Source organism: Achromobacter sp. ACM05 (assembly GCF_019218915.1).
GTDB lineage: Bacteria > Pseudomonadota > Gammaproteobacteria > Burkholderiales > Burkholderiaceae_B > Achromobacter > Achromobacter animicus.
In genome coordinates, this window is the sequence record NZ_JAHUWQ010000001.1 from 1,555,168 (window position 1) to 1,569,248 (window position 14,081).

At 67.2% G+C, this 14,081-nt stretch carries 11 protein-coding genes; 4 read left to right on the forward strand and 7 right to left on the reverse strand.

Annotated elements, in window-relative coordinates; genetic code table 11:
• Positions 1 to 154 precede the first annotated feature (154 nt).
• Positions 155 to 1,669, forward strand: a complete 1,515-nt coding sequence (locus KW836_RS07115; RefSeq protein WP_175137873.1) for an argininosuccinate lyase — start codon at positions 155 to 157, stop codon at positions 1,667 to 1,669.
• 53 nt (positions 1,670 to 1,722) lie between these two features.
• Here the strand turns inward: KW836_RS07115 and KW836_RS07120 are convergent, their stop codons facing one another.
• The gene (locus KW836_RS07120) at positions 1,723 to 2,625 is read right to left on the reverse strand and encodes a LysR family transcriptional regulator (RefSeq protein ID WP_218342833.1); all 903 of its coding nucleotides are present in this window, start codon (positions 2,623 to 2,625) and stop codon (positions 1,723 to 1,725) included.
• A 144-nt stretch (positions 2,626 to 2,769) separates the two neighbouring features.
• Here KW836_RS07120 and KW836_RS07125 point away from each other — a divergent pair, with 144 nt between their 5' ends.
• Entirely contained in the window at positions 2,770 to 4,188 is a 1,419-nt protein-coding gene (locus KW836_RS07125) for an MFS transporter (RefSeq protein ID WP_218342834.1), read from the forward strand.
• Positions 4,189 to 4,282: 94 nt separating this feature from the next.
• On the opposite strand, the gene KW836_RS07130 is transcribed toward KW836_RS07125, so the two are convergent.
• From KW836_RS07130 to KW836_RS07145, 4 genes are read right to left on the reverse strand one after another with little or no spacing between them, the layout of a single operon-like run.
• A complete protein-coding gene (locus KW836_RS07130) occupies positions 4,283 to 5,248 on the reverse strand; it encodes a tripartite tricarboxylate transporter substrate binding protein (protein ID WP_175184727.1) in 966 nt (321 codons plus the stop codon).
• A 42-nt stretch (positions 5,249 to 5,290) separates the two neighbouring features.
• The gene (locus KW836_RS07135; protein WP_218342835.1) at positions 5,291 to 6,535 is read right to left on the reverse strand and encodes a CaiB/BaiF CoA-transferase family protein; all 1,245 of its coding nucleotides are present in this window, start codon (positions 6,533 to 6,535) and stop codon (positions 5,291 to 5,293) included.
• Positions 6,536 to 6,565: 30 nt separating this feature from the next.
• On the reverse strand, positions 6,566 to 7,711 hold the full coding sequence (locus KW836_RS07140; protein WP_175122412.1) for a MaoC family dehydratase N-terminal domain-containing protein: 1,146 nt from the start codon (positions 7,709 to 7,711) through the stop codon (positions 6,566 to 6,568).
• A gap of 41 nt (positions 7,712 to 7,752) precedes the next feature.
• Complete coding sequence (locus KW836_RS07145; RefSeq protein ID WP_218342836.1) at positions 7,753 to 9,330, reverse strand: acyl-CoA synthetase; 1,578 nt, start codon at positions 9,328 to 9,330, stop codon at positions 7,753 to 7,755.
• Between the two features lie 169 nt (positions 9,331 to 9,499).
• Here KW836_RS07145 and KW836_RS07150 point away from each other — a divergent pair, with 169 nt between their 5' ends.
• On the forward strand, positions 9,500 to 10,300 hold the full coding sequence (locus KW836_RS07150) for an IclR family transcriptional regulator (RefSeq protein ID WP_175137867.1): 801 nt from the start codon (positions 9,500 to 9,502) through the stop codon (positions 10,298 to 10,300).
• A gap of 4 nt (positions 10,301 to 10,304) precedes the next feature.
• Positions 10,305 to 10,802, forward strand: coding sequence for a PaaI family thioesterase (locus KW836_RS07155; RefSeq protein ID WP_218342837.1), 498 nt, complete (start codon positions 10,305 to 10,307; stop codon positions 10,800 to 10,802).
• A 21-nt stretch (positions 10,803 to 10,823) separates the two neighbouring features.
• Here the strand turns inward: KW836_RS07155 and KW836_RS07160 are convergent, their stop codons facing one another.
• On the reverse strand, positions 10,824 to 12,671 hold the full coding sequence (locus tag KW836_RS07160) for a methyl-accepting chemotaxis protein (RefSeq protein ID WP_218342838.1): 1,848 nt from the start codon (positions 12,669 to 12,671) through the stop codon (positions 10,824 to 10,826).
• Positions 12,672 to 12,896: 225 nt separating this feature from the next.
• A complete protein-coding gene (gene prpF, locus KW836_RS07165) occupies positions 12,897 to 14,081 on the reverse strand; it encodes a 2-methylaconitate cis-trans isomerase PrpF (RefSeq protein WP_218342839.1) in 1,185 nt (394 codons plus the stop codon).

Sequence of the window (14,081 nt, forward strand, 5' to 3'; positions counted from 1 at the left end):
GAAAGGCCGGCCTCTTCGGAGGCCGGCTTTTTTTGCGTCGGCGGCCTATCTTCGCTCAGCCCGTTGTCAGGCTCCCGCGCCTCCGTGCAATACCGGGTGTCCGGCGAAAACGCGCTCCGATACACTGTCCGGTCACCCCTATAACGAGAACGCCATGAGACAGTTTCTTCCCACCCTGGGCGCCGCCCTGGTGCTAACGCTGGCCGGCAATGCGGCCACCGCGCAGCAATCTCCGCCGCGCGACCCCTTCTTCTGGTTGGGAGAAATCAACAAGGCCACCACGGTGATCAACGCCGACGAAGGCCTGCTCGACAAGTCCATGGCGCCACGGCTGGCGGCTGGCGTCGCAAAAGTCATCCACGACGGCAACCAGCCCGGGGCCAAACGGCCGGCCACCGTCATCACCTTTGAACCGCTGCTGATCAAGGCCGCGGGCGAAGACATCACCCTGCTGCACGCCGGCCGTTCCAGCCAGGACATGCACGCCACCTATCGCAGCGCCATCCTGCGCGACAAGCTGCTGGATCTGGCGGATCAGTTGAACGCCACGTCCACCACGCTGGTGGAGCTGGCGGCCAAGCACGCGGGCACCATCGTGCCCAACTACACCAACGGCGTGGCCGCGCAGCCCAACAGTTACGGACACTATCTGCTGGGTCAGGCCGCAGGTCTGGCGCGGGACGCGCAACGCATCCGCGAAGCCTATGTCCGCATCGACCGGTCGCCCATGGGCACCACCGTGCTGAACGGCACGAGCTGGCCGCTGGACCGCAAGCGCATGGCCCAATACCTGGGCTTCGAGGCGCTGGTCGACAACGCCTACGACGCCTCGCAGATCTCGTCCATGGACCAGCCCGTCGAGGTCGCCTCCATCGTCACCAGCATTGCGCTGCGCACGGGTAATTTCGTCGAGGACGTCATGACCCAATACGCCCAGTCGCGCCCGTGGATCCTGCTGGAAGAAGGGGGCGGCAACACGTACGTGTCCAGCGCCATGCCGCAAAAGCGCAATCCGGGCCTGCTCAACGACACGCGCAGCGACGCATCCACCGCAGTGACCTTGGCGATGGGGCCGGTCCTGCAGACGCACAACATCACGCCGGGCATGAGCGATCCCAAGGACGTGAAGCAGAATTCCGCGATGGTCGATAGCGGCATTTCGGCGCTCAAGCGCTGGGATCGCGTGCTCAAGGCCATGGTCATCAGCCCCGACCGTGCGCTGGAAGAGCTGAACAGCGACTGGACGGCCTCGCAGGAGCTGGCGGACGTGCTGATGCACAAGTACAAGCTGCCGTTCCGTGCGGGCCATCACTTTGCGTCCGAGGTCGTGTCGTACGCCAAGGCGAACAACATCAAGCCGCTGGATTTTCCGTATGAACAGGCGCGCCGCATCTATGCCGACGCAATGAAGGACTCGAAGTACGGCACCGACCTGCCGATGAGCGAAGCCGAGTTCCGCTCGACGCTGGACCCTGTGGCCATCGTGAAGAACCGCGCCACCATCGGCGGTCCGCAGCCCAAGGAAATGGATCGCATGATTCAGGCCGCGCGCGAACAGCTGGCCGCGCAGGACAAGTGGATCAAGGCGCGCCGCGCGCATATCCGCGATTCGCTGGCGGAACTGGACAAGCAGTTCGACGCACTGGTGGCCAGCGCGCCCAAGCAATAACGCCCGCCGGCGGAATTTGTGCGCGCCGCCGGCGCGCTCCTTTCTGAGCGGACCTATCGGAGAGCGCCCGTCCCGCAAGCCTGAAGCACGATGCCGCGCAGCCAGCGATGGGCGGCATCGCCGTCCATTCGCGGATGCCACAGCATCGACACCGTAAAGGGCGCCATCGCGAACGGCAGCGCAAAGCTGCGCATGCCCTCGCGCATCACGGCGGTGTGCCGATCGGGCACCGTGGCGATCATGTCGGTTTCGCGGGCCAGCGCCAGCGCCGTTGAATAGCTGCCCGCAATCGTGGCGATCTGGCGCGCGCGGCCGGCCTGCGCCAGGGTTTCATCCATGGGGCCTGATTCCCGTCCGCGGCGCGATATCAGAATGTGGCGCGCTGCCAAATAACGCGTCAGCGTGACGTTGCCGCGCGCCAGCGGATGGGCGGCGCGCATGACGCCGATGTACCGATCCTGAAACAGCGCCCGCGTGCGCAGTTCAGGACTGGCCGACTCGCCCACCACCCCGGTTTCCAGGTCCACAGCGCCTTCGCGCAGCGGCGCGCTGTTCTTGTCCAGTTTCTGCATGAAGCGCAACCGCACCCCCGGCGCTTCGTCGTCAATCAGCGCGAGCAGACGCGCGCCAAAGTTCTCTACGAAGCCATCCGTGACGCGCAGCGTGAAGGTGCGAACGAGCGATGCGAGATCAAGGTCTTGCGAGGGACGCAGCACGGCTTGCGCATCCCTGACCAGCCCGCCGACCTGCTCGCGCAGCGCCAGCGCCCGGGGCGTTGGAACCAGACCTCGTCCGGCGCGCACCAGCAGCGGATCGCCCGTGGTGTCGCGCAGCCGCGCCAACGCGCGGCTCATGGCGGAAGGACTCAGGCGCAGACGCCGGGCGGCGCCGGCCACGCTGCCCTCGGAGAGCAGCGCATCCAGGGTGATGAGAAGGTTGAGGTCGGGCGCGGACATGCGGCAAACGTAGCACGCCGGCGAAATCCGCGCCTGAATTTGGCATGGCGTCACATGCAGGTATTTGCTGCAAATGCTGCGTCTTCCGCCAGGCATGGGAGAGGCATACGCTGGGATTCCATTTTCCCTTTGCACGTCGCCATCATGTCGCTCGCCGCTTCGCCCGTATCGTCATCCCCCTCCCGCCTCTCGCTATTGGCCTGCCTGTCCCTGTCGATGCTGCTGGCGTCCCTGGGCACCAGCATCGCCAACGTGGGCCTGCCCGCGTTCACCCACGCATTTGGCGCGTCGTTTCAGGCGGTGCAATGGGTGGTGCTGGCCTACCTGCTGGCCATCACGACCGCCGTGGTCAGCGCCGGACGGCTGGGCGACCTGATCGGTCGCCGGCGCCTGATGCTGGCCGGGATCGCCTGGTTTACGGTCGCTTCCGTGACGTGCGCAGCCGCGCCCGGACTGTGGACCCTGGTGGCCGCGCGCGCCGCGCAGGGCCTGGGCGCGGCTGTGCTGATGACGCTGGCCATGGCCTTTGCCGGCGAGGCAACGCAGAAGGGAAGGGCGGGCAGCGCCATGGGTCTGTTGGGCACGATGTCGGCGGCCGGCACCGCACTCGGGCCGACGCTGGGCGGCGCGCTGATCGCGGGTCCGGGATGGCGGGCGATCTTTCTCGTCAATCTGCCGCTCGGTCTGCTGGCGTTCTGGCTGGCGTGGCGGCATCTGCCCCGCGATCCGCAACGCGCTGCGGCGCGGAAGATGCGTTTTGATTGGCTGGGCAGTGTGCTGCTGTCGCTGACGCTGGCGGTCTACGCGCTGGCCATGACGCTCGGACGCGGCAGCTTCGGCAAGATCAACGGTGTTCTGATTGCGGCGGCGGCGGGCGGCGCGGGCCTGTTTGCGTGGGTGCAGTCGCGGACGGCAAACCCGCTGGTGCGGCCGGCGATGATGGCCAGTCCCGTGCTGGCGGGCGGGTTCGCGGCCAACGCGCTGGTCGCGACGGTGATGATGGCCACCTTGGTGGTTGGGCCGTTCTTTCTGGCAGGGGCTTTGGGCCTGGACGCGATGCGCGTCGGAATGGCGATGTCTTGCGGCTCACTCGTTGCTGCCCTGGCGGGCGTACCTGCCGGCCGCTGCGTGGACCGGTATGGCGCCCGGCCTATGACGCTCGCCGCGCTGATGACAATGACGGGCGCATCGGCGATGCTGCCCGTGGCGTCGGAAGCGTTCGGAGTGACGGGGTATGTTGTCGCGTTGTGCATGCTGACGGCCGGGTATGCGCTGTTTCAGGCAGCCAACAACACCGCGGTCATGGCCGGGGCGGGCAGCAGCGATCGCGGCGCCGTGTCTGGCATGTTGAACCTGTCTCGCAACTTAGGGTTGATTACCGGTGCGTCGGCGATGGGCGCGGTGTTTGCCGTTGGCGCCGGGGCGACGGCGCTGGTTGATGCCGCGCCCGCTCAACTGTCGGCCGGGTTGCACACGACGTTTGTGATGGCCGCCGTGTTGTGCGCGCTTGCGATGGCAGCGGTGGCGGTTGGTGGGTTGAGGCTTGCTGCGGGCCGGTCGTAAGGCGGCTTTGGCTCATGCGGTTGCCGGTCGCACCCGCGGCGCAGTGGAACGACCTGCGCCGCGTTGCCGCTCAACGCTGACGGTTACGCCGAAGTCACTCCGCCTTCAACCCCGCCTGCACGATCAGCGGCTGCCACTTCTGCCGTTCGCTGCGTGCAAACGCGGCCAGTTCCTCGGGCGTGCCGCCGCCCGGTTCATGCCCCAGATCCAGCAGCTTCTGCTTCACTTCCGGCCGCGCCAGGATCTTGGCCAGGTCCTCGTTCAATCGCTTGATCGCCGCCGGCGGCGTGCCCTTCGGCGCATACAGGCCGTTCCACGCGATCACCTGAAACCCATCCAGCCCCTGTCCCGCCACCGACGGCACGCCGGGCAGCAGGGCCGACTCCTTCAACGACGTCACCGCCAACGGGCGCAGCTTGCCGCTGGTGATGAACGAGCGCGCGGCGCTGACGGTGTCGATGCCGACCTGCACCTGGCCGCCCAAGAGGTCCGTCGTGGCGGTGGCCGAGCCCTTGTAGGGAATGCCGCGAACGCTGTTGACGCCCTGCTGCTTGAGCAGTTCGTACACCAGGCGCGCGGTGGTGCTGGGCATGCCGACGTTGACGCTGTCGGGCTTGGCCTTGGCGCTGTTGCGCAAGTCGGCCAGGCTGGCGTAGGGCGAGGACGGCGTCGTCAGCAGCACCATGGGAAACGAACTGACCAGCATGACGGGCGCGAAGTCCTTCTCCGGGTCGAAGTTGGTGGACGCGTACATGTACTGGTTCAGCACGTGCGTGCCGTTGGTGCCCATCAGCAGCGTGTAGCCGTCGGGCGCGGCGCGCGCGGCTTCGGACGCGCCGATGTTGCCGCCCGCGCCGGGGCGGTTCTCCACGATGAAGGGTTGGCCCAGGTCGCGGGCCAGGTATTCGGCCAGATAGCGGGCGGCGACGTCGGTGCCCTGGCCGGCCTGGTAGGGGACGATGATCTTGACGGGTTTGGAGGGATAGCTGTCGGCGGCCGCGGCGGGCTGCGCGAACAGCAGCGGCGCCGCTAGCGCGGCGATCAGGCGTAAGGTCTTCATGGTGGTCTCCTCGTTTTTATATATGGCTGCATCGGATTGCGGCTAGGGCTTGGGAGGCGGCCATCGCGGCAGGATGCCCTGTTCCTGCAACGCCGCGATCTGTGAATCGCCGAAGCCGGCCTCCCGGAGGACTTCGACGGTGTGCTGTGCATAGGCGGGCGGCAGCCGGTCCACGCGCGCGGGCGCTTGCGACAGCCGGACTGCGGGACCGATGCCGTGATAGCCATCGCGATCGACGCGCATGCCGCGATGCGCGGTATGCGCCTGCGCAAAGGCTTCGGGCACGCTGTTGACCGGGCCAGCCGGCACGCCAAGCTTCATCAGTTCCGCGCACAGCGCATCGCGCGCACGCGACGCCAGGGCGCTTTCGATGGCGTCCCGCAACGCGTCGCGGTGCGACAGCCGCGCCCGGTTGGTGGCAAAGCGCGGATCGTCCGGCAACGATGGCAGGCCCGCGTAGTCGCAGAAGCGGCGGAACTGGCGGTCGTTGACGACGCCCAGGAATATCTCGCCATCGCGGCAGGCGTAGCGGTCATACGGCGCGATGTTGGGATGCGCGCTGCCCAGGAGGCCCGGCGTCTGGTCGGTGTGCATCCAGTTGGCGGCATGCGGCACCAGCAGGCTGAGCGCGGTGTCGAACAGGGTGACCTCGACCCGCTGGCCAAGGCCCGTGCGCGCCCGGTGGTAAAGCGCCAGCAGGATGCCGGACTGCGCGGTGTAGCCGGTCAGGTGGTCAACGATGGGCACGCCGACGCGGGTCGGTCCGCCGGCGGACTCGCCGTTGATGCTCATCAAGCCGCACATGGCCTGCAGCACCGCGTCGTAGCCGGGCAGGCCGCCCAGCGGCCCGTCTTCGCCGAAGCCCGTGATGGCGCAGTGGATGAGCTGGGGAAAGCGGGGCTTCAGGTCCGCCTCGTAGTCCAGGCCCCACTTGGCCATCGTGCCGGGGATGAAGTTCTCGATCAGCACGTCGGCGTCGGCCAGCAACGCCAGCAGCACGTCGCGGCCGGCGGGCTTGGACAGGTCCAGCCCGATGGCGCGCTTGCCGCGGTTGACGGCGGTGAAGTAGGCGGCGTCGCCGTCGGCGTTGACCGGCGGGCCCAGCGTGCGCGTTTCGTCGCCGCCGGGCGGCTCGACCTTGATGACATCCGCGCCCTGGTCCGCCAGCATCTGCGTGCACAGCGGACCGGCCAGGACGCGCGACAGGTCGATGACGCGCAGGCCGTCCAGCGCGCCCCGCGGACGGGCCTCGGGGCTTGGTGCAGCATGTTCCGATGAATCAGACATCGCCCACCTCGTCTTGGGGGTTGCCGCCGGTCAGGCGCGGGTAGGCAATTCGACCACACCGGTACCCAGGACGGAAAGCTCGTCGTCCTGGTTGCGCGCTTCCTGTTCGATCTCGACCAGGTGACGGCCGTCTTCCACGTACTTGCGCACCACCTTGCCCTTGAAGAACAGCATGTCGCCCTCGGGGTTGTGACGGCGGATCTTGCACGTGGACTTGCGCAGGAACCCGGCGTCGCCCATCCAGTTGGTGAGGTGATGGGTCAGCCACGAGTTGCGCTCGGGACCGTAGTCGTAGGCGCCCGGCGCGCCGACTTCCAGCGCGAAGTCTTCTTCCCAATGGACGCGCTCGGGCACATCGGGAATGCCGAAGCGGTTGGTGATGCCCACGCCCGGATGCGCGTCGATGAGCTGCCACGCGAGCTTGTTGGCCCGGATGTACAAGCCGCCCCAGCCCTGCGCGAAGGCGATGAAGCCGGTGACCGTCATCGGGCCCTTGAACATCACGGGCAGTTCCTCGCCTTCCTTCACGTCTTCCCAGTAGCGCGGCGTGGCGCCGCGCACTTCTTCCTGGGCGTAGAGCTTGTAGGCTTCCTTGATTTCCTCGGGGCTGTAGCGGCGCGGCTCGCGGGCGCGGACTTCCGCGTATTTGCTGCCCTGTTCGCGCGCATGGTCGCGTTCGGTGCGGAAGCACCAGCTGTCGGCCTCGGCGACCTTGTCGCCGTCCTGGTTGAAGAAGTCCACGTGATAGATCTGCTGCACGGCGCGGCCGGCAAAGCGGGTCTGGTGTTCGATCAGGTTCTTCAGGTGCGCTTCGGTGGAAATGATGTCGTTGCGCTTGACCGTCTTGTGCCAGGTCCAGTCCGCGCCCGACCACATGGCGTGCACGCCGGGCAGCCCGCCCACGTAGCCGGACACGATGCGGCTGGTGGCAAACAGGAAGCTGGGCAGCGCGATGATGCCGCCGTGCTGGGTCTTGGCTGCGTACTCCGGGTCCGACCACAGCGGGTTGTCGTCGCCGATGCCGTGGGCGTAATGGCGGATGTTGTCGCGCGTGGCTTCATAGCACCACGGCTCGGCGGTGGCGCCGATCTTCACGCCGATGCGTTCGCGCAGCTCGTCCAGCCCGCGTTCGGTGATCTTGGGAAAGCTGCGTTCGGTCTTGGTCTGGGTCAGCATGATGTCTCCTGGGTTTGAGAGGTGGCCTGTGCCGGGTAGCCCTAGGCGTGGGCGGCGCCGGCGGGCGTGGTGTCGGCGGTCGCAAGCTCTTGCTCCCGCAATTTCCTGCGATGGATCTTTCCGGCGGGCGTCTTGGGCAGTTCAGCCACAAACACGACCTGCCGCGGATACTCGTGCTGCGCCAGGCGGCTGCGCACCGCGTCCTGGATTTCCTGCACGAAGGCGTCGTCGCCGGGGCGCGCCGACACCACGAAGGCCTTGACGACCTGGCCGCGCAGCGGGTCGGGCACGCCGATGGCGGCGGCCTCCGTTACGTCGCGGTGCTTGAGGATGGCGTCTTCGATCTCGACGGCGCTCATGGTCCAGCCGGCCGAGATGATGACGTCGTCGGCGCGGCCCCCATGCCAGAAGTAGCCGTCTTCGTCCACGCGCCCGAGATCCTTGGTGGCGACCCACGCGTCGCGGCGCCACAGCTTGAGCTCGCCGGTTTCGCCGGGCGCGCAGGGCTGGCCGTTGGCGTCCTGCACTTCGACGCGCAAGCCCGGTACGGGTTTGCCCAGCGAGCCGGCCTTGACCGTGAAGTCCGGCGCGCCGGGATAGTTGACCAGGCAGACGCCGATTTCCGTCGTGCCGTACATGCTGCAGACGGGCCGGCCGAAGGTGGCTTCGACGAAGGCGGCGGTTTCGCTGTCGATGGGTTCGCCGGTGAAGGACACCTTGTCCAGGTGATAGCGGTAGCGTGCCGCCGCGCCGCTGTTGCGCATCATCCGGTAGTGGGTGGCGGCGGCGGAGATGTTGGTGAAACGGTGGTCCTGCAAGGCCTGCAGCAGACGTTCGGCATTGAACTTGCCGGCATACGCGCCGATGGTGACGCCCAGCGCCAGCGGCGCCAGCGTGCCGTGCCACAGGCCGTGTCCCCAGGCGGGCGACGACGGGCACATGTAGCGGTCGCCGGGCCGGATGCCGGTGCCGTACAGCGCGGCCAGCATCAGCGTGACCAGGGCGCGGTGCGTGTGCTTGACGGCGTCGGGCAGCTCGCGCGTCGTGCCCGACGTGTACTGGAAGATGGCCAGATCGTCGGCGCGCGTGCGGCATTCGTAATGGGGCGGGTAGGCGGCCAGTGTGCCGAGAAAGGCGTCGTCGGCGATGACCACGCGCATGTCCTCGCCGCCGGCGGCAAACGGGGCCTTTTCGGCGTTGGTCACCAGCATGCGCGGCTGGCAGTCCTGAACACGCAACCGGATGCCGTCGGGGCCGAACAGCGTGAAGAGCGGCACGGCGATGGCGCCCATTTTCATCGCGCCGAACATGGCCACGTAGAACGGCAGCGACGGTTCCAGCATGACGGCGACGCGGTCGCCGGCGCGGATGCCCTGCTCAACCAGGTAGTGCGCGAAACGCGAGGATTCCTCGGCGATCTGGCGGAACGAGTAGGTCTCGTCCCCGCCGGCGGCGCGCACCAGGATGATCGCCGGCTCGGCCTTGTCCGCATGCCGGTCGATGCATTCGTGCGCGATGTTCATGTGTTCGCGGTTGCCATCGAACAGCTCCCAGAGCTTGTCCGAGGAACAGAGCGCCTGGGCGTCCGCGTAGGAAAGGGTATCGGTCAGCTTCGTCATTTCGTCGTACCTGTGTGGGTCGGCAACCTGTGGAACCCACTATGCGCGCCACCAAATAAATTGTCAATGACGTTTATTGATTGTATATAGACAATTAAAAGGGCGTGGAGGCGGCCCCGCGAGGGGGGCGCCGCACGGTATGCTTGCCGCAATAAAAATGGAGAACCCGATGAGTGAAACCGGTACCCCGGAAATTGCCAGCGCCGGCGGCCCGCGCGTGCGGCCTGTGCCGGCCGTGACGCGATCGATCGCGATCCTGCGCCTTCTGGGCCGGGGCGGCGAGCCCATGACGCTGAAGGCCATCTCGCAGGAACTGGGCATGGTGACCAGCACGTGCCTGCACATTCTTCGCGTCCTGGTGGAAGAAGGCCTGGTGAAGGTCGACCCCGGCGCCAAGCGTTACAGCCTGGGCGTGGGCATGCTGACGCTGGCGCGCAGCGTGATCGAAAGCAACCCGTTCCCCGCGCTGGCGCAGCCCGTGCTGGATCGCATCGCCAACGCGGCCAGCGTCACCGCGATCGGCGTCGAGGTGTCCGGCAGCGATCACATGGTGGTGCTGGCGCTGTCACGGTCCAACGCGCCGTTCCGCCTGCATGTGGACGTGGGAAGCCGCTTTCCGGCGCTGATCAGCGCAACGGGCCGGTTGGTCGCCGCTTTTGCGGATCTGTCCGAGAAGGAACTGGAGCGGCGCTTCAAGGCCCTGCGCTGGGATCAGGCGCCCGAGTTCGCGGCGTGGAAGGCCGACGTGGACGCCGTGCGGCGGCAGGGCTACAGCGTGGACCGCAACAACTACATCAACGGCGTCGTCGTGATCGCGGTGCCGGTGTTCGACAGTCATCAGCGGCTGACGCATGCATTGGTGGCTGCGGGGTTGGCCGAGCAACTCGATGCGGCGCGCGTGGAATCGCTGGCGGCGGAACTGCAGGGGGAGGCGCGCGCGTTGTCGCAACTGATGGCGGCCAGGAGCTAGACCTATGGACACGCATTCCGCCGACGATTCCGCCGTTCCTCCCGGTTGGCGCAAACGCGCGCTGCCCGGGTTTGCGGGCCTGATCGGGCCGTTGTGGGTGCGCAAGGAGGACGATGGTTGGGCTTATGGCCTGTTGACCACCGCCGACCATCTGAATCCCGCAGGCGTGGTGCACGGCGGATTGCTGACCGCGCTGCTGGACCACGGCATCAGCGCGATTGCGTGGGAAGCGCTGGGCCGGCGCGCCTGCGTGACGGTGCAACTGGACACGCATTTTCTGGCGGCGGCGCGCGAAGGACAGTTTCTGCAAGTGCGCGGCCGCGTGGCGCGGGCCACGTCGTCGCTGGTGTTCATGCAGGGGGAATTGAGCGCGGACGGGGAGGTCGTCGCGACGGCGGTTGCCGTGCTCAAGCAGGTCGGCCCGCCCCGGAAAACGGGGGGAGAATCTGCGGCTGGTTCGCCTGCGGCAGGCGAACCAGCCGCAGGCACGCCGGCGGAGTAGCTCCCCGCCGGCGGTTCCGTATCAGCCCTGCGGCAGTGCGATCAGCCGGCCGGCGCTGGCCGCTTCTTCCTCGCGCAGCTTGAACCGCGCAACGGCGTCTGCCAACACGCGCGCCTGATCGCTCAACATCCCCGACGCCGCCGTCGATTGTTCGACGAGCGCCGCGTTCTGCTGCGTGGCCTGGTCCATGTCGGCGACAGAGCGGTCGATCTGCCCCAACCCCGTGCTCTGCTCGGCCATGGCGCCGTGGATCTCGCTCACCATCCGCTGCACGCGGTTGATGCCGTCGACGATCTCGGTCATGGTCGAACCGGCGGCCTGCACGCGTTCCGTGCCGCTCTTCACGTTCTGCACCGACGCCTCGATCAGCGTCTTGATCTCTTGCGCGGAAGCCGCGCTGCGTTGTGCGAGCGTGCGCACTTCACCCGCCACCACCGCGAAACCGCGGCCCTGTTCGCCGGCACGCGCAGCCTCGACCGCCGCGTTCAGCGCCAGTATGTTTGTCTGGAAAGCGATGCCGTCGATCACGCGGATGATCTCGGTGATGCGCCGCGACGATTGCGAAATCTCGTCCATGGTGGTGACAGCGTCCTTGACCACCTGCCCGCCGCGTGCGGCGACCGCGCTGGCTTCGTCGGCCAGGCGCGTCGCGTGCTCGGCGGTTTCCTCGGTCTGACGCACGCTGGACGCAAGCTCGGTCAGCGCCGACGACGTTTCCTCAAGCGAGGCGGCCGACGTTTCCGTGCGCTGCGACAGATCGCGGTTGCCCATGTCGATCTCGCGCGTGGCGGCGCTCATCGAGTGCACGCCGCTGCGCACCTCGCGCATGACGTGGGTGATCTTCTCCACGAACGCGTTGAACGAGGCCGAAATCTGCGCGACCTCGTCATGACCGACCACGGCCAGACGGTGCGTCATGTCGCCGTCGCCGGAACCGATGGTGTCCATGGCGTCGCGCACGGCGGACAGACGCTTGAAGGCGCGCGACGTGATCACGCTGGCGATGCCCACGGCCACCAGCGTCAGGACCACCAGCGAGATCAGGGTGGCATTCAACACCTGCGTCAGGCCGACCGTGGCCTCGGTCTTGTCCAGCGCCACGACCAGATACCAGTCGGTGCCGGGAATGCGGCGCGCCTTCAACAGCTTCTGCGCGCCGTCCAGCGCAATCTCGACGGGCGCTGCGCCGTCGCGGGCCATGGCGGCAATCGCCTCGGCGGTCAGGGCCGGCGAGATGTCGGTCGACGGCTTGAGCGCCAGCTTGTCGTTCAGGTGCGAAATCACCTGGCCGTCCGTGCCCAGCACGAACGCGCTGCTGGACGGGGTGGGATGGATGGCCTTGATGATGTCCTTCACGCCGTCGAGCGGCACGGCGCCGCTCAGCACGCCGGTCGTCTGGCCGTTGCGGATCATCGGCGCAGTAAACGCCACGTACAGCACGCCGGTGCTGGAATCACCGTAGGGCTTGGTGATCGTCAGCTTGCCGGCGGCCACGGCGCTCTTGTACCAGGGCCGGGCGGTCGGATCGTAATCCGCCGCGGTCTTGGTGGTGGAAAAGAAGGTCTTGTCGGACCAGCCGATGGTGGTGATGGGAAAGCCGTTGGTCTCGCCCATGAGCTTGGTCAGGCCCCGGGGATCGCCTTTCTCGACCACCTTCGCCGTGGCGTCGACAGCCTGCGCCTTGTCGGCCGACCAGCGCTCGATGGCGCTGGCGTTGCCGGAGGCCACGGCGTTCAGGGTCGCGGCGATGGTGGACATCATGTTGTCGCGCACGATCTGGTAGGTGATGAGGCCCGAGAGCGTGAGCGCTCCCACCACCGTAAAGCAGGTAATAAGCAAAATGCGGTTGCGCAGCGACGTTATCTTCATGCTCGTGTACTGGATACGCCGACGTGGAAAGTCGGCGGGTTGCTAGTCGGCCGGGAAATCCCCGGCCGCAATCCGCTAACGGCAGGCGGATGCGGCGACTTTAGGGGGTCGAATCAGAACATCGAGCGATATCAAACGCGGCGCTGTCGGACCGCTTTCATTGCAGAAATGTGAACGGGGCAGAATCTGCCCCGTTTGCGGTTCTGGAATGTGCGAATAGCGGGATCAGAACCCCTCACGCGGCACGTGCACGCGGCCTTCCATCAGCACGCGCGCGCTGCGGCTCATGATGGCTTTGGTCACTTTCCAGTCGCCATCCACCAGCTGCGCCTGCGCGCCGACACGCAGGGTGCCCGACGGGTGACCAAAGCACACGTTGTCGCGTTCGCCGCCGCCGGCCGCCAGGTTCACCAGCGTGCCCGGCACCGCAGCCGCGGTGGCGATGGCGACCGACGCCGTGCCCATCATGGCGTGATGCAGCTTGCCCATGGACAACGCGCGCACCAGCACATCAATGTCGCTCGTGCCGATCTTCTTGCCGCTGGAGGAAATGTATTCCTTGGGCGGGGCGACGAAGGCGATCTTGGGGGTGTGCTGGCGGCTGGCGGCCTCGGCGAGGTCCTTGATGAGGCCCATGCGCAGCGCGCCGTGGGCGCGGATGGTCTCAAAGCGCGACAGCGCGGCGGTGTCGCCGTTGATCGCATCCTGCAGTTCCGTGCCGCTGTAGCCCAGGGCGTCGGCCTCCAGGAAGATCGTCGGGATGCCGGAATTGATCATCGTGGCCTTGAACGTGCCCACGCCGGGCACTTCCAGGTTGTCGACCAGGTTGCCGGTGGGGAACATGGAGCCGCCGTCGCCTTCCTCGGCGGGGTCCATGAATTCCAAACGCAGTTCGGCGGCGGGGAAGGTGACGCCGTCCAGTTCGAAGTCGCCGGTTTCCTGCACCGCGCCGCCGGTGATGGGCACGTGCGCGACGATGGTCTTCTGGATGTTGGCCTGCCAGATGCGCACGACCGCAACGCCGTCCTGCGGAACGCGGGCGGGGTCGATCAGGCCGTTGGTGATGGCAAAGGGGCCGACCGCGGCGGACAGGTTGCCGCAGTTGCCGCTCCAGTCCACGAAAGGCTGGTCGATCGAGACCTGGCCGAAGAGGTAGTCCACGTCATGGTCGGGTCGCGTGCTTTTGGCGACGATGACGGTCTTGCTGGTGCTGGACGTGGCGGCGCCCATGCCGTCGATCTGCTTGCCGTAGGGATCGGGGCTGCCAATCACGCGCAGGAGCAGCGCGTCGCGCGCGGCGCCCGGCACGCGGGCGGATTCCGGCAGGTCGTCCAGCTTGAAGAACACGCCTTTGCTGGTGCCGCCGCGCATGTAGGTGGCGGCGATCTTGGTTTGGGGAGCATGTGCCAT